This is a genomic window from Enterococcus sp. LJL120 (assembly GCF_054871765.1).
This window is the reverse complement of record NZ_JBTXLV010000002.1, coordinates 370,157-394,550: the sequence shown is the minus strand read 5'-3', so window position 1 is coordinate 394,550 and position 24,394 is coordinate 370,157. Positions and strand designations below refer to the sequence as shown.

General features: G+C 38.2%; 31 protein-coding genes. 14 read left to right on the top strand and 17 right to left on the bottom strand.

Going from position 1 to position 24,394, the window contains the following annotated elements; translation table 11 throughout:
* Nucleotides 1–188 precede the first annotated feature (188 nt).
* The gene (locus ACYSNU_RS05090) at nucleotides 189–1,046 is read left to right on the top strand and encodes a LysR family transcriptional regulator (protein ID WP_461736113.1); all 858 of its coding nucleotides are present in this window, start codon (nucleotides 189–191) and stop codon (nucleotides 1,044–1,046) included.
* Nucleotides 1,047–1,880: 834 nt separating this feature from the next.
* Nucleotides 1,881–2,210, top strand: coding sequence for a hypothetical protein (locus ACYSNU_RS05085; protein ID WP_461736112.1), 330 nt, complete (start codon nucleotides 1,881–1,883; stop codon nucleotides 2,208–2,210).
* An 81-nt stretch (nucleotides 2,211–2,291) separates the two neighbouring features.
* On the opposite strand, the gene ACYSNU_RS05080 is transcribed toward ACYSNU_RS05085, so the two are convergent.
* From ACYSNU_RS05080 to ACYSNU_RS05065, 4 genes are all read right to left on the bottom strand, one after another.
* Complete coding sequence (locus tag ACYSNU_RS05080) at nucleotides 2,292–2,960, bottom strand: type 1 glutamine amidotransferase (protein ID WP_461736111.1); 669 nt, start codon at nucleotides 2,958–2,960, stop codon at nucleotides 2,292–2,294.
* A gap of 141 nt (nucleotides 2,961–3,101) precedes the next feature.
* On the bottom strand, nucleotides 3,102–3,713 hold the full coding sequence (locus ACYSNU_RS05075; protein ID WP_461736110.1) for a family 16 glycoside hydrolase: 612 nt from the start codon (nucleotides 3,711–3,713) through the stop codon (nucleotides 3,102–3,104).
* A gap of 95 nt (nucleotides 3,714–3,808) precedes the next feature.
* Entirely contained in the window at nucleotides 3,809–4,168 is a 360-nt protein-coding gene (locus ACYSNU_RS05070) for an antibiotic biosynthesis monooxygenase (RefSeq protein ID WP_461736109.1), read from the bottom strand.
* A gap of 13 nt (nucleotides 4,169–4,181) precedes the next feature.
* Entirely contained in the window at nucleotides 4,182–5,087 is a 906-nt protein-coding gene (locus ACYSNU_RS05065; protein WP_461736108.1) for a glycine betaine ABC transporter substrate-binding protein, read from the bottom strand.
* A gap of 301 nt (nucleotides 5,088–5,388) precedes the next feature.
* Here ACYSNU_RS05065 and ACYSNU_RS05060 point away from each other — a divergent pair, with 301 nt between their 5' ends.
* Genes ACYSNU_RS05060 through ACYSNU_RS05040 form a run of 5 tightly spaced genes read left to right on the top strand, consistent with a single transcriptional unit; the run spans nucleotide 5,389 to nucleotide 8,672 of the window.
* Nucleotides 5,389–5,685 (top strand): hypothetical protein, encoded by a 297-nt coding sequence (locus tag ACYSNU_RS05060; RefSeq protein WP_461736107.1) that lies wholly within the window; start codon nucleotides 5,389–5,391, stop codon nucleotides 5,683–5,685.
* A 2-nt stretch (nucleotides 5,686–5,687) separates the two neighbouring features.
* Entirely contained in the window at nucleotides 5,688–6,323 is a 636-nt protein-coding gene (locus tag ACYSNU_RS05055) for an ABC transporter permease (RefSeq protein ID WP_461736106.1), read from the top strand.
* Nucleotides 6,316–7,089: an ABC transporter ATP-binding protein gene (locus ACYSNU_RS05050; RefSeq protein ID WP_461736105.1), complete on the top strand. Its 774-nt coding sequence runs from the start codon at nucleotides 6,316–6,318 to the stop codon at nucleotides 7,087–7,089. Before ACYSNU_RS05055 ends, ACYSNU_RS05050 begins: the two co-directional genes overlap by 8 nt.
* Complete coding sequence (locus ACYSNU_RS05045) at nucleotides 7,086–7,721, top strand: ABC transporter permease (RefSeq protein ID WP_461736104.1); 636 nt, start codon at nucleotides 7,086–7,088, stop codon at nucleotides 7,719–7,721. The genes ACYSNU_RS05050 and ACYSNU_RS05045 overlap by 4 nt, the downstream gene beginning before the upstream one ends.
* Complete coding sequence (locus ACYSNU_RS05040) at nucleotides 7,722–8,672, top strand: zinc-binding alcohol dehydrogenase family protein (protein WP_461736103.1); 951 nt, start codon at nucleotides 7,722–7,724, stop codon at nucleotides 8,670–8,672.
* A gap of 49 nt (nucleotides 8,673–8,721) precedes the next feature.
* On the opposite strand, the gene ACYSNU_RS05035 is transcribed toward ACYSNU_RS05040, so the two are convergent.
* Both ACYSNU_RS05035 and ACYSNU_RS05030 read right to left on the bottom strand, forming a co-directional pair.
* Nucleotides 8,722–9,051, bottom strand: coding sequence for a winged helix-turn-helix transcriptional regulator (locus tag ACYSNU_RS05035; protein WP_265459489.1), 330 nt, complete (start codon nucleotides 9,049–9,051; stop codon nucleotides 8,722–8,724).
* A gap of 135 nt (nucleotides 9,052–9,186) precedes the next feature.
* Nucleotides 9,187–9,846 (bottom strand): cyclic nucleotide-binding domain-containing protein, encoded by a 660-nt coding sequence (locus ACYSNU_RS05030; protein ID WP_461736102.1) that lies wholly within the window; start codon nucleotides 9,844–9,846, stop codon nucleotides 9,187–9,189.
* 85 nt (nucleotides 9,847–9,931) lie between these two features.
* On the opposite strand from ACYSNU_RS05030, the gene ACYSNU_RS05025 reads away from it, so the two are divergent.
* Complete coding sequence (locus ACYSNU_RS05025; RefSeq protein WP_461736101.1) at nucleotides 9,932–10,117, top strand: hypothetical protein; 186 nt, start codon at nucleotides 9,932–9,934, stop codon at nucleotides 10,115–10,117.
* A gap of 146 nt (nucleotides 10,118–10,263) precedes the next feature.
* Here ACYSNU_RS05025 and ACYSNU_RS05020 read toward each other — a convergent pair whose 3' ends face one another.
* Genes ACYSNU_RS05020 through ACYSNU_RS05000 form a run of 5 tightly spaced genes read right to left on the bottom strand, consistent with a single transcriptional unit; the run spans nucleotide 10,264 to nucleotide 14,445 of the window.
* Nucleotides 10,264–11,097 (bottom strand): PTS system mannose/fructose/sorbose family transporter subunit IID, encoded by an 834-nt coding sequence (locus ACYSNU_RS05020; RefSeq protein WP_265459486.1) that lies wholly within the window; start codon nucleotides 11,095–11,097, stop codon nucleotides 10,264–10,266.
* Entirely contained in the window at nucleotides 11,081–11,872 is a 792-nt protein-coding gene (locus tag ACYSNU_RS05015; protein ID WP_461736100.1) for a PTS mannose/fructose/sorbose/N-acetylgalactosamine transporter subunit IIC, read from the bottom strand. The genes ACYSNU_RS05020 and ACYSNU_RS05015 overlap by 17 nt, the downstream gene beginning before the upstream one ends.
* A 1-nt stretch (nucleotide 11,873) precedes the next feature.
* Entirely contained in the window at nucleotides 11,874–12,380 is a 507-nt protein-coding gene (locus ACYSNU_RS05010; protein WP_461736099.1) for a PTS sugar transporter subunit IIB, read from the bottom strand.
* Between the two features lie 24 nt (nucleotides 12,381–12,404).
* Nucleotides 12,405–12,830 carry a PTS sugar transporter subunit IIA gene (locus ACYSNU_RS05005; RefSeq protein WP_461736098.1) on the bottom strand — a complete coding sequence of 142 codons (426 nt, stop codon included), beginning with the start codon at nucleotides 12,828–12,830 and terminating at the stop codon, nucleotides 12,405–12,407.
* The gene (locus ACYSNU_RS05000) at nucleotides 12,823–14,445 is read right to left on the bottom strand and encodes a glycoside hydrolase family 43 protein (RefSeq protein ID WP_461736097.1); all 1,623 of its coding nucleotides are present in this window, start codon (nucleotides 14,443–14,445) and stop codon (nucleotides 12,823–12,825) included. The genes ACYSNU_RS05005 and ACYSNU_RS05000 overlap by 8 nt, the downstream gene beginning before the upstream one ends.
* A 116-nt stretch (nucleotides 14,446–14,561) precedes the next feature.
* On the opposite strand from ACYSNU_RS05000, the gene ACYSNU_RS04995 reads away from it, so the two are divergent.
* Complete coding sequence (locus ACYSNU_RS04995; RefSeq protein ID WP_461736096.1) at nucleotides 14,562–15,443, top strand: AraC family transcriptional regulator; 882 nt, start codon at nucleotides 14,562–14,564, stop codon at nucleotides 15,441–15,443.
* A gap of 343 nt (nucleotides 15,444–15,786) precedes the next feature.
* Here the strand turns inward: ACYSNU_RS04995 and ACYSNU_RS04990 are convergent, their stop codons facing one another.
* Nucleotides 15,787–16,638: an aldo/keto reductase gene (locus tag ACYSNU_RS04990; protein ID WP_461736095.1), complete on the bottom strand. Its 852-nt coding sequence runs from the start codon at nucleotides 16,636–16,638 to the stop codon at nucleotides 15,787–15,789.
* Between the two features lie 15 nt (nucleotides 16,639–16,653).
* Complete coding sequence (locus tag ACYSNU_RS04985) at nucleotides 16,654–17,496, bottom strand: aldo/keto reductase (protein ID WP_461736094.1); 843 nt, start codon at nucleotides 17,494–17,496, stop codon at nucleotides 16,654–16,656.
* A gap of 124 nt (nucleotides 17,497–17,620) precedes the next feature.
* On the opposite strand from ACYSNU_RS04985, the gene ACYSNU_RS04980 reads away from it, so the two are divergent.
* A complete protein-coding gene (locus tag ACYSNU_RS04980) occupies nucleotides 17,621–18,517 on the top strand; it encodes a LysR family transcriptional regulator (protein WP_461736093.1) in 897 nt (298 codons plus the stop codon).
* A gap of 361 nt (nucleotides 18,518–18,878) precedes the next feature.
* Here ACYSNU_RS04980 and ACYSNU_RS04975 read toward each other — a convergent pair whose 3' ends face one another.
* The gene (locus tag ACYSNU_RS04975; RefSeq protein ID WP_461736092.1) at nucleotides 18,879–19,652 is read right to left on the bottom strand and encodes an HAD-IIB family hydrolase; all 774 of its coding nucleotides are present in this window, start codon (nucleotides 19,650–19,652) and stop codon (nucleotides 18,879–18,881) included.
* Between the two features lie 432 nt (nucleotides 19,653–20,084).
* Between ACYSNU_RS04975 and ACYSNU_RS04970 the strand changes: the two genes are divergently transcribed.
* The 4 genes from ACYSNU_RS04970 to ACYSNU_RS04955 all read left to right on the top strand — a co-directional run bounded on the left by ACYSNU_RS04970 (nucleotide 20,085) and on the right by ACYSNU_RS04955 (nucleotide 22,275).
* On the top strand, nucleotides 20,085–21,365 hold the full coding sequence (locus ACYSNU_RS04970; protein ID WP_461736091.1) for an MFS transporter: 1,281 nt from the start codon (nucleotides 20,085–20,087) through the stop codon (nucleotides 21,363–21,365).
* Between the two features lie 197 nt (nucleotides 21,366–21,562).
* The gene (locus ACYSNU_RS04965) at nucleotides 21,563–21,697 is read left to right on the top strand and encodes a hypothetical protein (protein ID WP_461736090.1); all 135 of its coding nucleotides are present in this window, start codon (nucleotides 21,563–21,565) and stop codon (nucleotides 21,695–21,697) included.
* A gap of 200 nt (nucleotides 21,698–21,897) precedes the next feature.
* Entirely contained in the window at nucleotides 21,898–22,071 is a 174-nt protein-coding gene (locus ACYSNU_RS04960; protein WP_461736089.1) for a PspC domain-containing protein, read from the top strand.
* Between the two features lie 42 nt (nucleotides 22,072–22,113).
* Entirely contained in the window at nucleotides 22,114–22,275 is a 162-nt protein-coding gene (locus ACYSNU_RS04955; protein ID WP_461736088.1) for a hypothetical protein, read from the top strand.
* A 307-nt stretch (nucleotides 22,276–22,582) separates the two neighbouring features.
* Here ACYSNU_RS04955 and ACYSNU_RS04950 read toward each other — a convergent pair whose 3' ends face one another.
* From ACYSNU_RS04950 to ACYSNU_RS04940, 3 genes are read right to left on the bottom strand one after another with little or no spacing between them, the layout of a single operon-like run.
* A complete protein-coding gene (locus ACYSNU_RS04950; RefSeq protein ID WP_461736087.1) occupies nucleotides 22,583–22,924 on the bottom strand; it encodes a YrdB family protein in 342 nt (113 codons plus the stop codon).
* A gap of 7 nt (nucleotides 22,925–22,931) precedes the next feature.
* Nucleotides 22,932–23,651: an MBL fold metallo-hydrolase gene (locus ACYSNU_RS04945; protein WP_461736086.1), complete on the bottom strand. Its 720-nt coding sequence runs from the start codon at nucleotides 23,649–23,651 to the stop codon at nucleotides 22,932–22,934.
* On the bottom strand, nucleotides 23,605–24,198 hold the full coding sequence (locus ACYSNU_RS04940; RefSeq protein WP_461736085.1) for a TetR/AcrR family transcriptional regulator: 594 nt from the start codon (nucleotides 24,196–24,198) through the stop codon (nucleotides 23,605–23,607). The genes ACYSNU_RS04945 and ACYSNU_RS04940 overlap by 47 nt, the downstream gene beginning before the upstream one ends.
* Between the last annotated feature and the right edge of the window lie 196 nt (nucleotides 24,199–24,394).

Below are 24,394 nucleotides of genomic sequence, written 5' to 3'. Positions count from 1 at the left end.
AAAAGTGTAAAAGTCCATTTTTTCTTCTTCAGCCATTCCGAAAGAGAATTGTAAAAACATTCGATATCCAAAGCAAATAAGTTATAATCAAAACAAGAAAGCGCATAACAAAAAAATCATTCCATTACTAAACGGAATGATTAAGTGGTTTTATAAATATAAAAATCAATAGCAAGAGGTGATATTTTATGGATGAAAGAGATTTTGAAATCTTATTAACACTAGATCGAACTAGAAACATTACCCATGCCGCTAAACTTTTATATGTCTCCCAATCCTCTTTATCAAAAAGAATCACTGCAATTGAAACGGAATTGAATATCACGATTTTAATTCGCTCCCGTAATGGTGTCTACTTTACGCCTGAGGGAGAAATCGTCTTAAGCTCGTTACGAAATATCGCACAGGAATTGCAACTGATGAGAGAAAAACTTGATTTATCCAAAAATATTATTTCAGGATTTCTCAAGGCAGGCATCTCCTTAAATTATTCTTTGTATAAGTTACCGCAAATTTTAACGGAATACCGTAAAAGATTTCCTGAAGTACACATGCATGTCACCACAGATCATAGTCGTAAATTATATAACCAGCTTTTAGAGGGCAGTATTGATGTCGCTATTGTCAGAGGAGATTACCCTTGGAAGGGCGAGAAAATTCTTTTAGACCGAGAGAGTATCTGTGCCATTAAAAGTAAAGGCAACAGCTCGATTCCTTTTAGGGAGCTTCCTTACATTGGCAGAAAAACAGACTTGGCCTTTGAGCGAGAATTGCTCCAATGGATGCATGAAAATGATTATACAAAGCAAATAAACGGACTCTACGTCGATAATATTACCACCTGTGTTGAGATGGTTAAAAATGATGGCGGCTGGGCGATTGTCCCAGAAATTTGTTTGCAGGATTTTGACGGTGATATTTTACCGTTAAAATTTGCCAACGGCGAGCCCTTCGTCAGACCAACATACTTAATGTTTTCACCGATTGTTTTGAAGCTACCGCAAATAGAAAAATTTATTGAGCTTGTTCGTAGTTTTTCTAATTAACCGTTGTTCTTCAGAAAAGGGTCTCTTTTCTGAAGACAAAAAGAGAGCTCAGCGGCGGGGACCGATGGGCTAGGATGCTAGTTCAACTTTCATCAACACTTAAACGACTTCTTTGCTTCGCTCTTAGTTTAACTGTATGCGTCCCGGTGCTTTTCAGAAAAAGCTCCCTTTTCTGAAGACAAAAAGGGAACCCATCGGCGGGGACCAATGGGCTAGGATGCTAGTTCAACTTTCATCAACTCTTATACAATTTTCCGCTTCACTCTTAGTTGAACTGTATACGGCCCGGTGTATCTGAGAAAAAGCCTTTTTTCTCAGGACAAAAGGGAACCCGCCAGCAGGGACTGGCGGGTTAGGATGCTAGTTCAACTTCCATCAACTCTTATACAATTTTCCGCTTCACTCTTAGTTGGACTGTATGCGACCCAATGCTTTTCAGAAAGAGCTCTTTTTTCTGAAGACAAAAAGGGAGCCCATCGGCGGGGACCGATGGGCTAGGAGTAAAAAATGAAAAAGTGTTTTATTGGGTTTGTTTTATTGGGATGAGTTAATAATAACCGGAAATTGTGAAGATTTTGTGTTTGGTGCTTAGCGATTATTGGAAGATTTTGTAAGAAAGTTTAAAGCGTGACTGCAGATGACTTTAGCGCAAACAAGTTCAAACCTCAACTGCTTGCAGTTTGCTTATCATAATTACTATTCTGCAACGCATATAAAATACTTTTTTCATCGCAAATGGACTAACGATTCCATTTAACTTTAACACAAAATAAATTTGACTACGATTAAAATGATGTGTAGAATTTTTATTAATATCTCATTTAAGGAGTGCTTATGAAAAATAATTCTTTAAAGCAAGTAGGAACTTGCTTGCTCTACGCTATCATTCCAATAATAATCGGCATCATCCTTTCACTGCTAATAAATCAGGACTGGCACCTGACAACTATGGCTATCTTTGTGATTTTCATCTTCTTTTTAATTCCCAAAGGTGGGCTATTTTCCTCCAGTGTCGATTACCAGACACGGAGCCTCAATCCCGGATTCCAACCAAAGCATGAACGCATAAGTGCAGGAACTTGGGAGATTATCCGCTTGCTTTCCGTGGTGCTAGCTGCATTTGTCATTCTTCTAGAATGGACTATCTCAGCGGTTTATTTTTAATTCTGAAAAATATTTCCCAATCCCCCCTATCCCCAACAAAAAAACCATCCAAAAAATTGGATGGCGTAAAAATTCTATAGTCTACTTCACCAGATAATCCAACAAGGTAAACATCAGCGCTTTATTTTCTTTAGGCACTGCCGTCTGTAAAATATCAGCAGCAGTCTGATTTAAAGCATTGTTTTCCTGTGGATAGTCCACATCATTTAGGGCAATTTCTCGGACATCTGTTGCCTGCGGTTCAAAATGAAATTGCAGTCCGAGAATTTTCTCCCCTAAAATAAAGCCTTGATTTTCAACTAAATCGCTGCTGAATAACAGCTCAGCTCCATCAGGAATCTCAAACATTTCTTCGTGCCAATGTAAAGCAGTGAACTTCTCTGAAAGGCCGGTAATTTTCTGACTTTTAAGATACACTGGAGCCCAACCGACTTCTTTATAAGGGGCTTTGGTGATAGCGGCGCCAAGTGTTTTGGCGATTTGTTGAGCGCCAAAGCAGGCCCCAAAAATTGGGACGTTTTGTTCCATTAATTCTTGGATTAAGGTTCGTTCTGCAATAATCCATGGGAACTCGTCATTGGGACTCATGGGTCCGCCCAAAATAATTAACAAATCAATTTGATTGGCAGTCGGCAAAATTCCAAACTGATAGGGATGATAAATAGACAGTTCGTGTCCGTGAAGCTGCCCCCAGTCTTTAATCGATCCAGGGCCTTCGTTTGGTGTGTGCTGCAAAATAGCAATTCGCATAAGCATCCTTTCTCAACAACGGCAATGTTTGACTTAGGTTTCGCCTGCAAATACCCTTTGATATCAAAATTTTAACAGCCAGCTGATATTTAGTCCACCAAAGAAATTTTTAATAAAAATCCGTGTAAAAGTCTACAGAAATTAGTTTGATACGACTAAATTTTTAAAGAATCCTTCTGTGCCTAAATCAACCCACAAGCCAATAGCGCCATGTTGATCTTCGCCGTGTTTTAAATCTGTGACGTTGAAGGAAGGCTCTTGGGCATCATTGATAAATAATTCAGCAGTCGTCCCTTTAACTACAATTTTGAGATGAATCCATTGATTGATATCAATATCGGCATAGGTTTCATACTCGCCAGGATTTTCTGCCCGAAAGCGATCAAATTTATACTCTGGATAAGAAAAATACTGGACAGTTCGGTTGCGCCGCAGTTGATTTTTAGCTCGGCCATTTGTCGGACGAACGTAAATGCCTTCAAAATTTTTCTGGTCATCAATTCTCAAAGCAACTCCGATAAAGCCCCGAGCATGCTCTGGCGCATCTGGCAAAAGCCGACTCAAAACATCAACCTCAATGGTGCCATCTTTAAAATCGGTGGCAAACTGGGCAAAAGTTGCCTCATCATCCGCTAAAACTTCGGGATTTTTCGTGACCCGCAACACTTGCTCTCCTGCTAAAACTTCTTCCGTGAAAAATACATCATTGGCAGTAAACAGCTCAGCCTTCATGGGAATTTTTTCTGATTTCATAATCTCGCTCCTTAAATTTATTTTCTTATTTAGCTAGTTGCGAAATTATTCCGCAAAAAATAATCTTCAATTAAAAGCCTTTAAACATTTCAAAATCAGTTTAACATCTTTGCATAACTTGCGACAGTTTCTTCATAGACTGCGCCAAAGCCATCCAAATTTTTTTTGACTGCTACATTAGGATTGCCATACACTTTTGTGCTTAAGACCTGGCCTAATGATAGATAGTCCTCAGCAAATTTTTTCGCAAAATTAGTTAGATGGTCATAGGCTGCTTGACTGGATTCAAAATGCTCTAACGAGGTGTAGACATTGGCATTTCTGGCCCAATGATAGTTTAGGACACCCGTTTCTTTAGCCGTACTCGCCATTAAAGCTTCAATCAGCTGCTCCATCTCCGCTTCTTCTCCCGCCACTACTGCAAGTTCAATAGCATACAATACTTGGTCCTTCATTTGAATAGCTCCTTCATTTGACAGATTCATAATATTCTTTAGCAACCGTGGCATAATCTTCGCCGTCTAAATCAACTTTAGCGTTGAGTTCGATTAAAGTATCAGTATCAATGCCCGCATCAATCTGGTTAATACTTTCGGCGACTTCTGGATTGTCTGCTAAAACAGCTTGGCGAACAACTGGCATTAAATTATAAGGCGGCCAAAATTGTTTGTCATCCTCCAAAACGGTGAACTCAGATTTATCTGATAGTTGGCCTTCTGTTGTGTAGGCGGGGGTCGCATCGGCTTCATCACTCAATAAAACTTGATATTTCAAACTATTGTCATAGACCGTTGAAGAAGCAAAATTAAATTCCCCGTAAGCCTCCGCTAAACCTTTGAGTCCATCTGCCCGTTCGTCAAATTCTCCTTGAGAGGCAAAGCGAATTTTATCAGCATTAGCCTGTAAATCGCTGATGGTGGCAATGCCGTATTCCTCGGCCACGCTAGTTTTAATGGCAATCCCTTGGCCGTCATTTCCCGGTGCATAATCTAGAACAGTCAACACGCCATCTGCTTCATAGGCTGCTTTAACCGTTTCAAAGACCGCATCTGGATCCGTTTCTAAAGGTAAATCAAAAATACTCAAGAGTGCCGTGCCGGTGTATTCAGGATAAATATCAACCTCGCCAGCTTCAATTGATTGGGGGATAACGGAACTGGCAATATTTTGGACCCGCTCCACTGTATAACCGTGGTCCTCCAAGGCATCGGCATAAATTTCGCTGATTACCAAACTTTCAGTGAAATCCTTTGAACCAACTTTAATCGTTCCTTTTTCAGCATCTGAACTGCTGGCAGTACCGGAGCTATTGCCACAGGCGGCTAAAGCCATTACTGTTAGGGCGACAAGCCCGCTGATGATTAATTTTTTCATTTCTACTCCTCCGTTTCGCTAAAATCATCTTAACCGGTGGAAAATATTTTGAGAAGTAGGCACTTTTTTATTAGTCACTTACCTTTTAGTAACTATCTAATAAAAAAGTGCCTACTATTTTTCTGATTATTTTCAAGTTATGCTGAGAACAACAAAAGTTAGTTAGTAAAAATTTCAGCTAAACGAATACGATGAATTGATTTAATTCTTTATTTCACTCAACGATTTTTTTCCGCTGAAATTATTGGAGGAAATAATTAGCTAGCATTGCTACTAAATAGATGCACTAAGGAGCAGGCACATGAAGCCAGAGGAACTTTTTATTACGATGATTGAACCGCGGATTAAACTTTTCATTTTAAATTTTTTAGCTTATCAGCCGGCTCAAAGTATGCCGGCTATTCAATTGCATTTTTGGCGAAATAAAAAAGAAGCCACGCAAGCCTTATGGGAGCTCTGTAATGCTCGTTTAGTCAGCAAAACAATAACTTCTACCACTTGTTTTTATCAGCTAACCGACATGGGCCAAGACTATTTGAAAATTGTCGGCCAGCTGCTGATCTGGTCAAAGGAACATCAATTTTATGGAGGCTATTAGTCATGTTGTCAGAAATTTTAACCTATTTTCAAACCAGCAGCCCGCAATATGGCGGCTACCTTATTACCCATTTACTCATCAGCGGTAAAGCCCTTTTCTTTGCAGCTCTAATCGGTTTGCCCCTTGGTTTTTTAAGTTATCGCATTAAACCGCTGGCTGAATTATTTCAAACGATGTCACAATTATTGCGTATCATACCCAGTTTAGCGGTGCTTTTTTTGCTAATTCCGCTAATCGGCGTGGGAGAATTGCCGGCGCTGATTGCGCTAACTTTTTTGGCCATCCCTGCAATTTTGATTAATACTGCATTGGGCTTTCATGAAGTGTCCAAAATTACCAAAGAGGTCGCAAGCGGTCTTGGCATGAATCAGCGGCAATTATTTTTTAAAATTGAAATCCCGTTGGCCCTGCCCTTTATTTTGAACGGCTTAAAATTAGCCTTGGTGGAAATTTTAGCCAGTGCCACTTTAGCAACTTACATCGGCGCTGGCGGGCTGGGGACGTTAATTTTTACCGGACTAGGTTTGTATCGTATGGATTTACTTTTGATTGGCGGCAGCTCAGTCACTCTGTTGTCGCTGCTTAGCATTGCCCTCTTTGACCTGATGATTAGAAAGGTGAAAAAAAATTATGTCTAATGTAGCAGTTTCCTTTAAACATGTTCAAAAAAAATTTATCGGAGCCGCAGAAACGGCTATTGACCAACTCTCCTTTACAATTCACCAAGGAGAATTTGTCACCATTCTCGGAACTTCCGGCTCTGGAAAAACCACCACTTTAAAAATGGTCAATCGCCTGATTGAGCCAGACGCTGGTGAAATTAAAGTTTATGGACAAGCTGTCGCAAGTTTTGATGTCAATCAACTGCGGCGGCAAATCGGTTATGTTGTCCAGCAAATTGGCCTCTTTCCCCATTACACAATCGAAAAAATTATCGCCACTGTTCCTGATTTATTAAATTGGGAACAAACAAAAACAACGGCTCGCATCAAAGAATTGATGGCGACCATCCAACTGCCCTACGAAGAATTTGCCAAGCGTTTCCCTCGTCAGCTTTCCGGCGGACAACAACAGCGAGTCGGCGTGGCTCGGGCATTGGCGGCAAATCCCGACATCCTTTTGCTGGATGAACCATTTGGAGCTGTCGATGCGATTACTAGAAAAGAATTGCAAAAGCAGATAAAACAATTGCACCAAAGTTTAGCAAGCAAGACGTTTCTTTTTGTAACCCATGATATCACCGAAGCATTTTTCCTCGGCACGAAGGTGATGATTATGCAGGCTGGTCAAATCGAACAATTTGACACCCCTGAAAATATCATTCGCCAGCCGAAAACAACATTTGTAAAAAATCTTTTGGCCACTGTTTATGCCGAAGAAGAAATTTGGAGGCAGTATCAATGATTGCTTATTGGGTAAACTTTCACGGGCGTTTAACGACGGCCCTGGTACAACATTTACAGCTGGTCTTGTTTTCATTAGTGGTAGCTTTGGTGGCGGCCGGCCTGTTGATTCTTTTTTTCTCAGCCAAACCTAAATGGCTGACTACTTTTATTTATTTCTTTTCCGCTTTATATGCAGTCCCCAGCTACGCTTTTTTTGCACTGCTGATTCCCTTCACCGGTTTAGGGAACACAACTGCTATAATAGTCTTAAGCCTTTATAGCGAATATATTTTGTTGCGCACCTTTGTCACCAGCATCCAGCAAATTGACCCGCTTTTACTTGAAGCGGCCACCGGTATGGGTATGACCGAGAAGCAAGTCTTTAAAAAAATTCAACTGCCTTTAGCTGCGAGAGGAATTTTCAGCGGTATTCGCTTAGCCTTGACTTCCATCATCGGCATCGCCACTATCGCCGCCACCATTAATGCCGGCGGATTAGGCACCATTCTTTTTGACGGCTTGCGAACACAAAGCTTGATAAAAATTGTTTGGGGAACGTTGCTGACAATTTTGCTGTGCCTCTTAAGCAGCAGCATCTTAAAAATTATCGAATATATCACCATAAAAAAATTAGCACTGGAGGAAATTTAAATGAAAGCTATTGTCGTTTACGAAGCCGGCGGACCAGAAAAATTAATTTACACAGAAGTGCCTACGCCCAAAGTCAAACCCGGTTGGTCATTAATCAAAGTGAAGGGCTTCGGTGTCAATCACTCGGAAATTTTCACCCGCCAAGGTCTCTCTCCGTCGGTAAAGTTCCCCCGCATTTTAGGTATTGAAGCAGTCGGGGAAATTACTGCAACCACCGATGAGCAACACCTTCCTGTTGGCCAAAAAGTCGTCTCGATTATGGGGGAAATGGGCCGGGAATTTGATGGCGGCTATGCCGAATATGTTTTACTGCCGAATAAACAAATTTTTCCAGTGACCACTCAGCTATCTTGGGCTGACCTAGCCGCCGTACCAGAGACTTATTACACCGCTTTTGGTTCCTATTTGCGCCTGAAAATCAAAGCTGAAGATAAAATTTTAGTGCGTGGCGGTACTAGCGGTGTTGGCTTGGCCTTTTTAAAATTAGTTAAAGGCCAATTTCCTGATATCAAAATTGTCGGCACCAGCCGCAGCCTCAGCAAAAAAGACAGTCTCTTGGCTGCTGGTTTTACCGAGGTCATTTTGGATCAAGAAGGCCAACTGCAAACAGAGCAAAAATTCGATAAAATTTTTGAACTAATCGGCCCGGTCACAATCAAAAATAGTTTTCAGCATATTTTGCCGGAGGGTATTGTTTGCAACACAGGATTATTAGGCGGTCAATGGTACCTAGAGGGCTTTGATCCGATTTTTGACACCAATAACGCATATCTGACCGGCTTTCATTCCGGCGATGTCGATGCCCCCCGCATACAGCAACTCTTTGCTTTCATTGATAATTATCAGCTTACTGTCACTCCAGAAAAAATATTTCCTTTAAAAGATACTGCCAAAGCCCATGAGTATTTAGAGAGCAGCCAAAGCTTCGGCAAAGTGGTAGTGCTCCCTTAAAATAAAAATTGTGGGACAAGCTTATATTTTCGCTTGTCCCACAAATTTTCTACATTAAATTTTCTTGAATATAGGCTGTGCCCCAATCACTCATTGAGCTGATAATCGGCCGTAATGACTCGCCTAAGTCCGTCAAAGAATACTCGACACGGGGCGGAACTTCAGGAAAAACTTCTCTAGCAACAATGCCATCCTGTTCCATTTTTCTTAAATTCTCCGTGAGCACCTTTTGACTGATGCCATCGACTGCCTTGTGAATCGCATTGAAGCGTTGTGTCCCCTTCAGCAACTCCCGCATAATTAATAATTTCCATTTATTTCCAATCAAGTCCACCGTTGTGGCTACTGGACAATAGGGTAATTCATCTTTTGTAAGCATGCAGCGTCTCCTTGGTTTCAAAAAGTAAGTAACTAACTAATTTTATATTAGCAATTCTTTTTGACTTTTTCAACGGGGAGTTGCAAACCAAAACTAAAGTCAAAAAATTTCCATCCCTGCTGTGAATTTTCTTCGTTAATTCTCCGGAAAACTCAGCGCCTTCAAAGCCGCTTCATTTAAAATCAGATAGCCTTTGCCCTCTTTTTTTAAGTAACCCTCAGCGACAAATTGATTGAGAATCCGAAATAAATGGCGATAGCTCAGACCCACAGAGGCCGCTGTGTCTGTTAAATTATCTTCAAAATAATTTTTATAGGCATTTTGCCAGAGATAAAAGGCCAAGCGCTCTTCGCCGGCATAAAAAGAAGAAGCCAGCTGATTTTTAGAGGTGGTCACGACATTTTCCGCCAAACCCTTGGCTATTAGAGTCACAAATCCTAAATTATTCAACAACCGCTGTTGATAAATATTTTTTGGAATACCAATACAGACAAATTCCGAGACAGTGATAATCGTCGCTGTAGCGGTTTGATGTTCTGAAATCAATTCGATATCGCCAAAAATTCCTGAAGAAATGAAATAACTTAGCACCAAATTTTTACCATTTGTGGTGTAATTGCAGACCTTGGCCAGGCCAGAAACCACCAGAAAAACATAATCGACTTGGCTGCCCTCGTCTAAAACTGTTTCCCGCGGTTTATAAGTGAAAATTTCGCATTTTTGATAATCAATTGGATCTAACTGCCAGCGAGTTAACACATTTTCATATTTTTTTGAAAATTTCTCTCGTTTCATCAAATCACCTCGCAAAAAGTATGACATATGTCCTAGTTGTTGTAAAACAATTTCCGTTATCATGAACTTACAGGAGGTGAGGGAAATGACCTCAATCGAATTGATACTTGCTTTGCTCATGCTGGCAGTGACTATGCTCGTTGTTAAAGTAGTCCGTGTTAATACGGCCAAAAAAATGTTGCAGCAAGCCAAAAAAGTCCAACAAAATGAAATCCGCTATCAAAAGACTAACGCTTTGAAATATTATCGGAAACAATTACATGCAGAATAAAAAAACTCAGCTTCGGTTCCTTCAAACCTTAAGCTGAGTTTTTTTGTGGGTTGCGTATATGAGATCATTCATTTCCCAATGTTTTACCAAATAGAATAATCTAAGCAATATAATGATTATACCTCAAAGATAAATCATTTTAGTTTTTATGCAATACCGAGAACCGATAGTAGCATAGATACAATTACTATGACCAAAATGACCCAATTCAAATTTACTTTTTTAGTTTTCATAAAATATAGTGAGAGTAAGGTTACTGTTAGAGGAACCAAACCAACAAAAATTTGATCTAAAATATCTTGAATCACGAGTGGATTGTCTTCAACTGCCGTATATTCCAAGATAGTTGTAAACGAAACAGTATTAAAGGTCATCCCACCGGCCATGATAAGTCCAAGCGTGGAGGCAGCTTTAGTGAGAATATCCATTAAACCTTTATCATATAATTCTTGAATATAGGTTGCTCCCAGACTATAACCCATAAAACCACTATAATATCGAACAATTATTGAGGGTACATTATACAAAACTAGAAAAACAATAGGCGCCAAAATATTGCCTTGTTGTCCAAGATTGATAGCAATTCCGGCAGCTAGCACTCGTAAAACTCCCCAGAAAATCGAATCTCCTATGCCTGCAAGAGGTCCCATTAAACTTGTTTTAACAGCTGGAATAGATTCGACATCAAAATCAGGTTTTATACTGTTTTCCTTTTCCATTGCGGCTGATATTCCCATAATAAAGGGAACTACATTTCCTGTTGTATTGAACCAAGTCATATGTCGTTGCAATGCTTGTCTGCGGTCTTCTTCATTTTTATAAAATTTATTGATAAAGGGCATTAAAGAAACACAGAAGTTTACTCCACCAGATTTTGCAAAACTACCATCAGCATATAATGAAAATGATCTAAAGAACATTTTTCTAATCATTTTTTTCTCATCCGCAGTTATATTATCGAATTTAGCCAAAAAATTCATCCCCCTCTGATAAAACAGTTTCTTCAGGTGTTACCGTATTAACTTTAGTAAATCTAAAGTCATTAACTGCCATAGTAATAACAAAAATTAGACCAAATCCTGCCAACGCTATTAAAGGAATATTTAAGTATGCGACAGCTAAGAATCCTAAGAAATAATAGACAGCTAAAGAATTCGTCCACAGCATTTTTAGTAAAATTGCCACTCCGACAGCAGGTAACAAACCTCCACATACTTGCAAACCATTCATAATTACTTCAGGGATGCTATCTACAAAAACTTCTACTGCACTTGAGCCAATTAAAACTGAAATAAAGACAATTATTGGAAACACACAAAATTTAACTACCCACAAAGCATAATGCATTCGAAAAATCGCTTTATCTTTACCTTCTGCAGCCAATCGGTCATAAGTGGGTGCAAAAACACTCATGACTACATTCATTAGTGTTTCAACGTAGGCAGCTAAAATACCAATCGGCAAAGCTAATGCAAGTGCCACTTCGTTACCACCACCTAAAATAATGGCAAAACCTGCTCCAAAAACAGTCCCAACGCTAGGATTAGCCGAAACAGCTCCGCCAATATTGACCGCTCCCATGAAAACAGCCTCTAAAGCCGCTCCAATCATCACACCTTTTTCTAAATCCCCTAGAACTAAGCCGACCAAAGAGCCAACCACAATTGGTCTGTCAAGCATGCTCTGACCTAAAAGCCAGTTACCACCAAATGTTACAAAGGTTACTAATGCTAATAACGCTGCTGTGCCTAACATATTATTCCTCCTTAAAATCTGATTCTTTTACTAAATCAGCTAGCTTGGTCTTCTTATCATCAGGTAACATTTGAAAATAAGTTTCAGCATTCAAAGACTCTAGTTGCTGAATTTTTCGATAATCGTCAATCGTAATTCTCATTTTTGGTAATATAGATATTCGTTTCTTATCAGACTGAACCATTCTTCCATAATTACCTAAATTTACATACTCAATTTCTGATAACTTTTGAGTTAAGGCTAAGGCATCGTCTAAATTATTAACCAATAACAAAATCCGCATATTTTTGGCTTTAGGATTTTCTAATAAAGTAATAGCATCATGCACGCTTTTTATGATAACTTTTACATTGTTAGGAGTTGCCATTTTCAAAGCCATTTGCTGTGTTTTATCATTTGCTACAGTATCATTTGCTACTACGATTCCATCAACTTTAAGCTCTTTTGTCCACATCATTCCAGTCTGTCCATGAATCAGTCTATCGTCTAAGCGTAATGCTACAATCATTTTTTTCCCTCCATATTTTCAATATTAATCAAAAAAATCGTCTTCTGTTTCCTCAACTTTGGTAATCTTCAATTGATTTCTACTATTTTCAACGATTGCGGCTAACCCTCGTGTAAACTCAGCTACTGTCTCAAATGGTGTTAGCAGAATCTCCATGAGTATGGGTAAATTTGTTCCTGTAATAATGGTGATGGGTTTTTCATTGTACTCAATAAATGTATTTTGATTTACGCTACCACCATATATATCAGTGAATACGATATTTAAATTTTCTTCGTCAATTGTTCCCAAAAAATCCTTTAGAGAGTCTTGCCAACTCTGGTCGTCCTCTAAATAGGCTGGGATCGCCGCTAATTCTATACCTGTTTGATTTCCAATTAGAACTTTTAAGGCGCTCTCAAAACCAGTTGCTAAATTTCCATGGGTAACAATCGCAATTTTTTTATTCATGCTTCTCCTCCTCGATATATTTGAAATATTTAAAATCTGCGACTTTTTTCTTTCCCGATAAATCATTGCAGTGTAATCCGATAAAACTTCCGGTAAAGGCACTCCCTACACTTCCGGTGAAAGGTTTTGCAATATAATCATCTGAAAGTTTGTATGTCTCAAATTCTTTTTCAATCTTAACCCATTTCTGATTATCTTGAGAGAAGAAAAATGAAATTTTTTCTGGTGTCACTTCTACTTTCAAAAAAATCGGTCCTTGATTTACAGGTAGTTTATTTTCACCCAAAGGCCAGTTCATCACTTGTCCTTCACATTGCATAATATCGATAACTTTACCAATTTTTTCATCTCGAGAAAGGTACAAGGATATCCAATTTTTTGTATTATAGAAACAGGTGATACCCGCCATTTGTTGAAAATTATCTGGTTCAAATTCTATTTGAGTAACTGCTGTAAAATTTAAACTTTCAAATCTTCTAGCAACCAGTGACTGCTGAAAAACAGAATACAATGATTCCCCACCTATTAAGCGTAAATAACCTGGTCGCTCACTCAAACTACCCATGCTAGTTGAAAAAGGAACTCGTAAAGTTTGAAATTCATTTGGCAAGATAGTAACAGAAAAATCTCCGTCCCATTTAGATACTTCTATTTTATCTTCTGGAAGACCTCTTGGAGTATCTACTTCGGTTTTGGCAATTTTTCCACCGTCAACATAAGGCCAATCATCATCCCAGTAAATTTTTGCGATACTGGTTTCTCTACCTAAAGGACAAAAACCACGTTCTTCTAGGATAGCTTTTCCAGCACGTTTAATTGGTCGTGCCATTAAATAGGTGATATACCATTCTCCAGAATCAGTCTCAAAGAAATCAGCATGGCCTGCTTTTTGAATAGGGTTTCTTGGGTCTGACCATGTAGATAAAATAGGATTTTGAGGATGAACTTCATAAGGACCATACATTGACCTCGAACGAGCAACCGTAACTGCGTGTTCATATTTAGTACCTCCTTCAGCTGTAATTAGGTAATAAAAACCATCTTTGAAAAATAGATTGGGGCCCTCAGTCTTCCCTAAGTCAGTCCCGGTGAAAATAATTTTTTCTTCTCCAATTAGTTTTTCCTCTTGTGGTGAATACTCTTGAATCGCAATTCCACCATACCAAGGCTTATAATTCCGATAATTATAGATTAGATTTAGCATATATTTTTTTCCATCAATATTATGGAAAAGTGACGGATCAAATCCACTACTGTTCAAAAATACAGGTTCAGACCATTCACCATCTACTTCGTCTGCTATCACCAAATAATTGTAAACATCTTTAAATGCGCGATGCTCTTTCATGTTAGAATAAATTAACCAAAATTTATTGTCGCTATAAGTTAGATTAGGTGCCCATACACCACCACTATCAGGCACACCATACATGTTTAACTGACTCACTCTACTTAACGGACTTGTTACAAACTGCCAATTTTTTAAATCCTTAGATGCATATATTCGGACCCCTGGAAACCACTCGAATGTTGAAACGGCAATATAATAAGTGTCTCCTTTTTTACAGATACTTGGATCAGGATTGAATCCTTTTAAAATCGGGTTTATAATCATTGTAAACTCCCTTCTATTTAAAACGCTTTCTATAAATGAATTATAGTTTTTTTAGAAGGTGTTTGAAATATCAAAAATCATGGTGTTTTTACCATTTTTTAATCTGGAGGTTTATGATGAAAGCTGATTTTACTAATATCAGAATGTTACCCAATCAAGATATTTCCATCCGGCTAACATCTGCTCACAAACAAACTGTAAAAATGAACTGGGATGTCGGTGAAGAGATTCACACTTCCTTTGAAATACTAAAAGTAATTGACGGTGAACAAATTTCTTATATCAACGAAGATAAAATACGCCTAAAAAAAGATGACATCATAATCTTGCCACCAAAGTTGTTGCATCATAATATCTGTAAAAATGAAGCAGGTTTAACGTATTTTTGTATTCACTTTCATATTGATGAACCTACTTTAAATTATGCCCTTGTTAATTCCCTACCTCTAATTATCAAAAAGGATTTTAAAAATTATGATCAAATAAATGCGGTGATTGCTCAGTGGATTAATTTATTAGATAAAGAAAGTCCCTTTGACTTAATTGATAGTTTAAAAACCCAAACTATTTTTACTGAGCTACTGATTGTTCTATCCACCTTATTTATCGCCGAAAAAAAGAGCACTAACTCTTTGGGCTTTTTTTATGCAAGTGAATTAGCTCAAACTATAAAACGAAATTTTAGAGAATATTCTACTAGTCAAGGTTTTAGAGACAAAAATAAATTGAGTATTAATTCTATGATAAAAGAAATTGGTATTAGTCAAAACCATGCTATCAACGTTTTTAAAGAGGTTTATGGAATATCTCCAAAAAAATATTTAGATGATTTGAAGTATCAAGAAGCCAAGTTATTATTACAATATCCATTTTCTTCCATTGAACAAATAGCCGATCGAATAGGCTACAGTACTTCCAGCCACTTTAGTCGGCAATTTAAACTTTGGAGTGGCCACTCCCCTTTGCAATATCGTAAATTAAAAAGCACGGATTTATAATCAAACCTTTGTTTATAAAATTTCTTTTTTTAAAGTGATACGACTCTCAATCATTTTCTTGAAGGTAAAAAAGCTCATCGACGGCAATCGATGAGCAAAACTGTGTTTTATTAGGATGTGTCTATAATAGTCTGGAAATTTTTTATTTTTATATTTCTAAAGCTCGAAATATCTCTGAAAAGTCAGAAACCTCTTTTTCAGTATCTTTATTTAAAAAACTTAAAGTGATAAGCTTGTCATCGTTATGAATAGTTTCTAATCGCCATCACAAACTGCATAGCAACCTATCAAAAAAATATTTTTTCATCCATCAACCTGCCCACTTATTCTTAAACCACTAACATCAATCGTGAATTTTTAGACCATTCAGCATTTCTGCGGCACTTGCGTCTAGATAATTGATAGCTTCACTGTGGCCCAAGTCAAGTGCGGCAATTTTTTCCATATCGGTATCTGACAAGTTAAAATCAAAGACATTTAAATTGTCTTTCATGCGTTCAGGGTTGGTGGATTTAGGAATTACAACCACGCCCCGTTGGACATGCCAGCGTAAAATAATTTGGCCGACTGATTTTTGATAGGTTTTTGCTAGGTCAACCAAAACCGGCTGAGTGAAAATGCCTTGGCCACCTTGTGAAAAAGGTCCCCACGATTCAATTTGAACACCGTATTTTTTCATGGTTTCCAGCGCTGTTTTTTGTTGGAAGAAGGGATGGGTTTCCACTTGGTCTAATGCGGGTGTGATTTGATTATTTAAAATCAAATCAGCCAAGCGGGCATCATCAAAATTGCTGACACCAATTGCCCGCACTTTTTTGACTGCATATAATTCTTCCATGGCCCGCCAAGCACCATAATAGTCGCCGAAGGGTTGATGAATTAAATATAAATCTAAATAATCTAAGCCTAGACGAGTCAAGCTGGCTTGGTAAGCCGCTTTTGCTTTATCATAGCTGGCGTCTTGGACCCATAATTTTGAGGTGATAAATAATTCTTCTCTAGGCACGCCGCTGTTAGCAATGGCCCGGCCGACAGCTTCTTCGTTGAAATAGGCTGATGATGTATCAAAGGAACGGTAGCCGGCTTTGATAGCTTCGCCAACAATTCTTTCAGTTTCCTTATCATCTGTTAGTTGATAAACTCCAAAACCAATAATAGGCATTTGAATGCCGTTGTTTAATGTTACATATTCCATAATAAATTTCTCCTTTTACATTCTGACTTCATTAAATGATTGGGCAATGTCTGCTGTTAAATGATCGACAATTTTAAAACCGGTCTCCAATAATTGAATTGCCTCCATATCTGCTGAACTCAATTCAAAATCAAAGACATCAATATTTTGCTGCATCCGTTGGACATTGGCTGACTTGGGAATCACGACCGTTCCCCTTTGCAGCTGCCAGCGAAGCATAACTTGTGCTGGAGACTTATCATATTTTTCAGCAATCTTTATTAAGGTATCATTTTGAAAAATATTGCCATTTCCTTCAGCAAATGGCGCCCAAGCTTCCGCCTGCACATCGTATTCCTTCATAACTTCCAAAGCTCGGCGTTGTTGCCGCAGAGGATGAATTTCGATTTGATTGACGGCCGGTTTAATTTCGCTATTCATAATCAGATCGACTAAACGATCCTCGCTGAAATTACTGACACCAATCGCCCGAATTTTGCCGGCTTTATATAATTCCTCCATGGCCCGCCATGAGCCGTAATAATCGTTAAAGGGGACATGAATTAAATACAAATCGACATAATCTAAGCCCAGCTTATCCAATGATGTTTGAAAAGCTTTTTTGGTGGCCTCATAGCCGGCGTCCTGCAGCCAAAGTTTCGTTGTAACAAAAATTTCTTCTCGGGGAATCGCACTTTTGGCAATTGCTTTACCGACGGCTTCTTCATTTAAATAAGTTGCCGCCGTATCAATCAAGCGATAACCAGCTGTTAACGCAGCGCTGACAATTGCTTCACTTTCTTTTAAATCGGGGATTTGAAACACGCCAAAACCTAGTTGCGGCATCTTGATACCATTATTTAAAGTAACATAATCCATTTTATTTTCTTCCTTTCTGTGTTGCTTCGTTGCTGTGAACTTAGATTAACACCTTCTCGTTTGTCTGAGAATTTGAAAAATGTTAAGATGGCGTTAACTAACAGTTAATGCAAAGGAGTTAGCTATGTATAATCATCTCTTAGATACCTTTATCAAAGTGGCCGACACCGGCAGTTTTGCCAAAGCCGCTGAAGCACTGTTTATCTCAGCCCCTGCTGTGATGAAGCAGATGAATTTATTAGAAGAACAATTGGATTTGCAATTAATCGAGCGGACACATCAAGGCATTACCTTGACCGAGGTCGGCCAATCCGTCTACACAGACGCAAAAAGAATCATTGCTTTTTCGAAAGAAGCAATGACTCGTGCAGATAATTTATTAACGGACAATCCTTGGAAAATAAAAATTGGCAGCTCTATTTTGAATCCCAGCCAGCAAATTTCTCAACTGCTGAATCAAGTGCTAAAGGAAAATAATCGTTTTTCCTTTGAAATTGTCCCCTTCGATGATAATCGCGAAACAATTATCTCAGTTTTGCATCAACTAGGAGAAACTTACGACATCATTCCCGGTTCCTATACCGCCGATATCACCGAAAAACTGGCTAATTATTTGGAATTATATCCTGTCACATTTACTATCGCCGTGCCCAGAAGCCATCCGCTGGCCCAAAAGGAAAAACTAGAAATCAGCGACTTGTTTGGTGAAACGCTGGTCTCAGGAAAAAGTTCGCCTAATCGCCCCGTCGGCCAGCTACAGGCAGACTTAGCGGAAAAATATCCCGAAATTCAACAGGAAATCACATCAGAATTTTACGACATGAATGTCTTTAATAAATATGACCAGTCCGACAAATTATTACTTTCTTTACCCCAATGGCAATACGTGCAGCCGAATTTTGTAACGCTGCCTATCAATTGGTCTTATCAAAATATTTTTGGCTTACTATACCCCTTGCATCCCAGCCGAGAGGTGAAAAAGTTTTTAGAGTATGTTGCTCTTGTGCAGAGAAGAGAATAGATAATCTGTAGCGTGCTATTTAAAATCACGCTTTTTGAGCTAAGCTAGCGGAAATATCTAACTAGATGTCTAAGCTCACAAAACTGCTTTAAGGTAATTTTTCATTTGGAAAAAATTAGATTTGCTAAAAAATTTTTACTTGAAAATACCTTAAGCGGCTGTGACATTAATCCTGTTAACAGATGGAATCCCGAATTGTATTGTATTTGTCTCTGTGGTCCAGTTAGTCCTTGAGACAGAAAGAACAGTGCGGCTGCGCTCTAGTAAGTCTTCATCATAAATTCTCAATAGTTAATAATGCTTGCTAGATTCTGTTAGGAAAAATCAGTTCTGTTTTCATTAATATCACAGCTTCTCATTTTTACTTCAGTTCATCTTTCAAAATATTTTCTTCTAACCATCTTGCTACCCCATCGTGATTATTATCATCCACGGTAATATTATTTGCCACCGCTTTAACCTCAGGCAGAGCATTTTTCATGGCAACGCCTCTGCCAGCTTTTTGAAGCATCTCACAGTCAATCAAATCATCACCAAAGGAAATTAGCTTTTCCGCAGGCAAATTGTAATAGGCGAGAATCCTCGTTAAGCCGCCCCATTTGGTAGCCTGTTCTTTAGTTATCATAGCCAATTTTCCCTCAGCAATAGACAAATGCAGTCCTCGATTTAACCAACTTTTATCGAAAAAATGATTTTCACCTAATGGTACCAATATTTTCAAAATATCATCATGGGCAGCGGTTCTGAAATTTTCCTTGGCAAAGGTGACATCAGGCCATAAGGAAGAACAGTCAAAATTAGCATAACGACTTGTTATCGTCTCGATGGCCACATTTGCTTGGCCTGTCACTTCGCTGATATTTTGAATGATAGCATACGCAGCCTGTTGCTCGATTACAGCGTATTCCTCTTTGGAGTCTGCCAACAAGACGTGGGCGCCGTTTTGAAAAATCGCCGCATCAAAGGGCAACTCCCCTATCAGTTTCAAAGCGGCATCCTTAGGTCTAGCAGTAGCTATCACAAAAATAAAACCCGCTGATTTAAGTTTTTCGATAACCATCTTCGTGTATTCGCTTAGGGTTTTATCTTCTTTTAAAAGCGTTCCATCTAAATCACTGACAATGATATTTTTCATCTGTTTGCCTCCATTCTTTGAACTCCCAACTCCCAAAGTTTTTTAAATTATTCATATCGTACTAAAGTTCCTGAAAACTTTAAATCAAAAAATATATAACATGGTGCAAAACAATTTTTTCATGACGATTCGGCTTAAAAAAGACACGATTGGAAGAAGCAAAATATTTTATGGAACGTTAAAGAAGAGAAACAACCTTTTGCGGATTAATAAATTTTAAAAGAGGTAAAAAAAGATATCATTACAACAACAGTTGCAGAAAATCCTCTGACTATACTAGAGGATATGGCAACATTCTCCTGAGCAATGGGAAAAAAATTCAAACTAACTTTCCACTAATTTGTTTCAAATCTGAAACATATTTTTTTTCAATTGAATTAAAGCTGTACACTGAATACAAATCAAAGAAAAAAACAGAGAGAAGGAAGACTTATGAATACCATTACTTTAGAAAAAAAATCAGCCCGCCAACTTCATTTAACCGTTTTGAGCAGTTTGTTTGGCGATTTTGGCAGCAGTATTTTTACTTTTGGTTTGAGCTTTATGTTATTAGAGCGAACTGGCTCCGTCTATAGCTTTGCATTATCAGCAATTATTTCTCCGATTATTGGCTTGGTTCTTTTGCCCTTTGTGGGACCGCTGATTGATAAGTATTCAAGAAAATTAATTATTATTCTTAGTCAATCCTTCACAATAGTTGGGTTGCTTGCTTATTGGCTGGTTTTTCCTTATATTCAAAATCATTTATTGCCAGCGTCTGTTGTCTTAATCGCTATTTTGAAAGTCAGCGATCAATTTACTTCAACTGCACGTCAAGCATCCACCATTCATTTAGTGATTGAAAAACATTTGAGCAAATTATCCGCCTATTCGCAGATGACTTCTTCAACCGCTGGTGTTATCTCATCAATCTTTGGCGCCTTTTTCTACACACTGCTGCCTTTTTATTTGTTTATCCTACTAGAATTAATGACTGAAATCCTGACTTTAGTTTTTACAAGCCTATTAAATTTCAACTTCCAAAAAGCGGCTGAAAAAGCCGCTCCAGTAAAACAATCCCAGCTAACCCTCTTTAAAGAAGGCTTGCAATTTATCAAGGGTCAAAAATACCTACTTTTCGGAATGACTTTAGCGTTGTCAGTCAACTTTTTCTTAGGCATTTTCAGTGTTGGCTTACCGGTTTTATTTCTCCAAGCTTTAAAAGCCAGCAATTTACAATTTGGTTTTGGTGAAGCCATTAACGGTTTTGGTTTTTTAATCGGCGGCATCCTAATCAAAAAACAACAGGATGTTTCAGAGCCAATCCAGCATCTCTACAATAAATGTCTACAGTTAGGCTTATTAATCACTCTGTTTGGCTTCGTCGTTTTGATACCTGCTAATTTCCTAGGCATTCTAGCTGTCTATGGTTTGATGTTTATTAACGGTTATTTAATTGTAACTTTAAATGTGCCTTATACTGTCTGGTTGCAAAAAAACATTCCTCACCAACTGCAAGGTCGGGTTTTCAGCGTCATGTCCACCTGCGGGATGGCCATCATGCCGATTAGTATTTTACTTTTTGGTTACTTGTTTGATTTGACAGCTGTTTCGACTGTTGCTTTATGCAGTATCCTTTTTGTCGCAACAGGCCTGCTACTCATTATTTTTACCATCATGACCTCCAAGCTTTCTAAGCTGAAACTTGATGAAGCCGTGATTATTCCTGAATAAATTTTAGCCAAAATATATTTAAACATCCTGAACTTACTGCAACAATTCGCACTAATTGATTGCTGCAATCCAGTTCAGGATGTTTTTTAGTGTAACTATTTTGAAATTTCCGTTATTCCAATAAATTTTGCATTGCTTTTTTAAATGCAAAACCGGCGAGTCCTTTTATGATAGAATTTAACTAAGAGGTGAGCTGCATGTCGAATAAACCAGAAAAAAACAAAAATTTAGTTCCATTACTTTATAAATTTATTTTTGTCATTGCCTTGAGTATTTTAACCTTAGAAATCCTTTATTTCTTTGTATTTCAAGTAACTCCGCTAAATTTATAATACGCTGACAGGCCTTGTGCTTTTAGCCTATTCGTATAAAAATATCTTTCTAAAAAATTAAATCGATTTACTCCGTAAAAAAGCTATCAAAACACGTAGTTTAAGGCAGCCGCTATTAATTTGCCTGCCAAATGGCTTATTGTTCAGCCCACTTCAGCTACTTGCCATTATGATATAATTATCTAAAAGGGGAAATGAGCATGAAACAACTAAGAAGATCATCTACTGATAAAGTGATTGCGGGTGTCTGCGGCGGTTTAGCAGAATACTTTGGAGCCCCGGCCATCATGTTTCGTCTGCTTTTTCTGTTGCCTGGATTGGTGATTCCGTACATTATCTTAGCTTTATTTTTACCCAGTTCAAATAGTTGGTGATTGCACTAGGCAATTTTCACTAGACTGAAAGGAGAAGCTAACATGAAAAATTACTATGGAATTACTGCCGCGATTAATCTGGTTGCTGCGATTATTATTATGATTTTGCCGGGAAACCTTACAAAAATTGCTGGCGTGCTGTTTTTACTGAATGCAATTTTGAACAGCTTTTTCTATGTTAGAAAAGCCAGAGTCAGTAAGTAGCTATTTTTGAGCTTTGGTAAGAATAGTTGAGGAACAGCGCTGAGTGGTTTGCTTTAGTTATCATGTTTGGTAGTGGAGTTTGAATTTCTGATGTTCTAATTTTTTCGTGGTTGATGAATGATACGTTGAGCACTAAAGTAGTAATAACTTAACATCTGAATATTGGTGGAAACGGCTGCTCAAGCCGTTTCTTTTTTATTTGTTTTTTGATGTCCACTTATTTTATAACTGCACAAACTTTTACCGAGGTTCACCAAGAAGAAATCTAATGGAAGTTTCCGCAACTAAGCTAAAGCTCCATCAATTTTCAAAAATATGTGTCGCTGAACACATTTAATAGGCTGTTGAGTAGAGAAAAAATAAGGTACATGACTGCCAGCCTAACAGTATAACTTTTGTAAATCACCAGTGCCGTTGATAGATAGATCACAAATTCAATAGATAATCGAATTGGAATTGATGCTCTAGTTGTCGAAGCCGGTGCCACAAAAAAGGCCCATAAAAGAATAAAAAGCGTCGGCAGTATAAGACCAACCAAAATATTTTGCTGAAATTTTTGTTTTGAAAAACCAGCGATGACTAAAATCACAACGCTGCCTATTTCAAGCAGAAACCTTAGTCCAGAATTGATTAAAAAAATGATGTCCATCTGCTTGTTACTGCTCCTTATTGGTCGGATTAGTCAGCCATGATAATTGCTCGCTTTCGCCAAAATTATTTTCAACCTCAGTCCCATGACATATGCTTAAAAGTGATTTTGGATACTTTTCTAAAATAGTACGCCCGCTTTTCAGCGCCAACGGTAAATCAGCTGTGTATTTTTTCATTGGCGGTTTTAACTGGCCGGCACGATTTGTTGTAAATAAATCGCCGGCAATCAGTACATCATCCTCAGCATGATAAAAACAATGGTGCCCAGGTGAATGGCCGGGCGTGAAGACGGCCTCAATACCCGCATCTTTTTGCAGCTGTTGACCCGACTCACTTTCCAAACTTAAAAAGGTCGACAAAGGAAAAACTTTTTTCTCTGTTTTTTTCCTTTTAGGATATGGTTTTTCCCCGCTAATATAGGGAAATTCCAGCTGAGAAATAAGCACAGGTGCGTCAGGAAAATTCTGTTTTACTGTGGCAACTCCACCGATATGATCAGAGTGACCGTGCGTTAAAAAGACAGCCTCAAGCTGCTGATTTTCCATGAAGTTGTTTAGCAGGTAGCTGGTCATCTGGCCCATGCCAGAATCGATTAGGTAATAGCGCCCCTCCTGCTCCACTCGCCAACAACTAACTACCATGATGCCTAAGTTGAATTCAAATTTTTCAATGTGTTGGCTAATATTTTTTTTCTTCGTGATGATTGGATAAAATAGTGTAGTCAAGATAGTCCCTCACAATCGTTTGAATTCGTTTCAAATCTTGTTGCTCTTCATTTTCATAGGTCATAATTATGCCATGGAGAAAAAAGAAAACACCCCGCACAATATTAATTTTTTTCTCTTCCGCCAAATCCGCCGGCAGCCATTCAAAAATTGCTTCCCGCAATAACTCTAGGCTCTTCATGCGATTTTTACTCAAAAGAGCTGAATAGCTTGGCAAATCCACCCGCTCTCCTTCATATAGCGAAACCAATTTGTAGATATTTTTCTGTTCAAAGCCAAAAGTAATGTAATGATTGCAGAGGCTGAATAATTTTTCTGCTGACTCTTCGTTGCCTTTGGTAATTTCCAAGAGTTCTTCAAATAAATTTTCCAACGGCTCCAAAGCAATTGCCCGAATTATTTCTTCCTTGCTTTTAAAATACAAATAAATCGTCGTATGGGAAATACCAGATTTTTCAGCGATTTCCCTCACGGTAACTTGACTCGCATCCTTTTCAGCAAATAAATTTCGGGATACACTTAAAATTTTTTTCTCTGTATTATTCATCTAATAATCCTTTCAAATTAACACCTAACCATTGGTTACATGATACGTGTCGAAATACTAATTGTCAATTATTCTGTAACAGAACTCAGAAATTTTTTGAAAATTAATTCCCCATTTAATATATTTGGAAAATACATTGAGCCAGAAAAGGATAGAATTCATTTAACAAATCTGGCTAATTTCATTTTTATTTATC

Coding starts and splice junctions, on each gene's coding strand:
- ACYSNU_RS05090 (WP_461736113.1), top strand. CDS start 189: ATGGATGAAAGAGATTTTGAAATCTTATTAACACTAGATCGAACTAGA.
- ACYSNU_RS05085 (WP_461736112.1), top strand. CDS start 1,881: ATGAAAAATAATTCTTTAAAGCAAGTAGGAACTTGCTTGCTCTACGCT.
- ACYSNU_RS05080 (WP_461736111.1), bottom strand. CDS start 2,960: ATGCGAATTGCTATTTTGCAGCACACACCAAACGAAGGCCCTGGATCG.
- ACYSNU_RS05075 (WP_461736110.1), bottom strand. CDS start 3,713: ATGAAATCAGAAAAAATTCCCATGAAGGCTGAGCTGTTTACTGCCAAT.
- ACYSNU_RS05070 (WP_461736109.1), bottom strand. CDS start 4,168: ATGAAGGACCAAGTATTGTATGCTATTGAACTTGCAGTAGTGGCGGGA.
- ACYSNU_RS05065 (WP_461736108.1), bottom strand. CDS start 5,087: ATGAAAAAATTAATCATCAGCGGGCTTGTCGCCCTAACAGTAATGGCT.
- ACYSNU_RS05060 (WP_461736107.1), top strand. CDS start 5,389: ATGAAGCCAGAGGAACTTTTTATTACGATGATTGAACCGCGGATTAAA.
- ACYSNU_RS05055 (WP_461736106.1), top strand. CDS start 5,688: ATGTTGTCAGAAATTTTAACCTATTTTCAAACCAGCAGCCCGCAATAT.
- ACYSNU_RS05050 (WP_461736105.1), top strand. CDS start 6,316: ATGTCTAATGTAGCAGTTTCCTTTAAACATGTTCAAAAAAAATTTATC.
- ACYSNU_RS05045 (WP_461736104.1), top strand. CDS start 7,086: ATGATTGCTTATTGGGTAAACTTTCACGGGCGTTTAACGACGGCCCTG.
- ACYSNU_RS05040 (WP_461736103.1), top strand. CDS start 7,722: ATGAAAGCTATTGTCGTTTACGAAGCCGGCGGACCAGAAAAATTAATT.
- ACYSNU_RS05035 (WP_265459489.1), bottom strand. CDS start 9,051: ATGCTTACAAAAGATGAATTACCCTATTGTCCAGTAGCCACAACGGTG.
- ACYSNU_RS05030 (WP_461736102.1), bottom strand. CDS start 9,846: ATGAAACGAGAGAAATTTTCAAAAAAATATGAAAATGTGTTAACTCGC.
- ACYSNU_RS05025 (WP_461736101.1), top strand. CDS start 9,932: ATGACCTCAATCGAATTGATACTTGCTTTGCTCATGCTGGCAGTGACT.
- ACYSNU_RS05020 (WP_265459486.1), bottom strand. CDS start 11,097: ATGAATTTTTTGGCTAAATTCGATAATATAACTGCGGATGAGAAAAAA.
- ACYSNU_RS05015 (WP_461736100.1), bottom strand. CDS start 11,872: ATGTTAGGCACAGCAGCGTTATTAGCATTAGTAACCTTTGTAACATTT.
- ACYSNU_RS05010 (WP_461736099.1), bottom strand. CDS start 12,380: ATGATTGTAGCATTACGCTTAGACGATAGACTGATTCATGGACAGACT.
- ACYSNU_RS05005 (WP_461736098.1), bottom strand. CDS start 12,830: ATGAATAAAAAAATTGCGATTGTTACCCATGGAAATTTAGCAACTGGT.
- ACYSNU_RS05000 (WP_461736097.1), bottom strand. CDS start 14,445: ATGATTATAAACCCGATTTTAAAAGGATTCAATCCTGATCCAAGTATC.
- ACYSNU_RS04995 (WP_461736096.1), top strand. CDS start 14,562: ATGAAAGCTGATTTTACTAATATCAGAATGTTACCCAATCAAGATATT.
- ACYSNU_RS04990 (WP_461736095.1), bottom strand. CDS start 16,638: ATGGAATATGTAACATTAAACAACGGCATTCAAATGCCTATTATTGGT.
- ACYSNU_RS04985 (WP_461736094.1), bottom strand. CDS start 17,496: ATGGATTATGTTACTTTAAATAATGGTATCAAGATGCCGCAACTAGGT.
- ACYSNU_RS04980 (WP_461736093.1), top strand. CDS start 17,621: ATGTATAATCATCTCTTAGATACCTTTATCAAAGTGGCCGACACCGGC.
- ACYSNU_RS04975 (WP_461736092.1), bottom strand. CDS start 19,652: ATGAAAAATATCATTGTCAGTGATTTAGATGGAACGCTTTTAAAAGAA.
- ACYSNU_RS04970 (WP_461736091.1), top strand. CDS start 20,085: ATGAATACCATTACTTTAGAAAAAAAATCAGCCCGCCAACTTCATTTA.
- ACYSNU_RS04965 (WP_461736090.1), top strand. CDS start 21,563: ATGTCGAATAAACCAGAAAAAAACAAAAATTTAGTTCCATTACTTTAT.
- ACYSNU_RS04960 (WP_461736089.1), top strand. CDS start 21,898: ATGAAACAACTAAGAAGATCATCTACTGATAAAGTGATTGCGGGTGTC.
- ACYSNU_RS04955 (WP_461736088.1), top strand. CDS start 22,114: ATGAAAAATTACTATGGAATTACTGCCGCGATTAATCTGGTTGCTGCG.
- ACYSNU_RS04950 (WP_461736087.1), bottom strand. CDS start 22,924: ATGGACATCATTTTTTTAATCAATTCTGGACTAAGGTTTCTGCTTGAA.
- ACYSNU_RS04940 (WP_461736085.1), bottom strand. CDS start 24,198: ATGAATAATACAGAGAAAAAAATTTTAAGTGTATCCCGAAATTTATTT.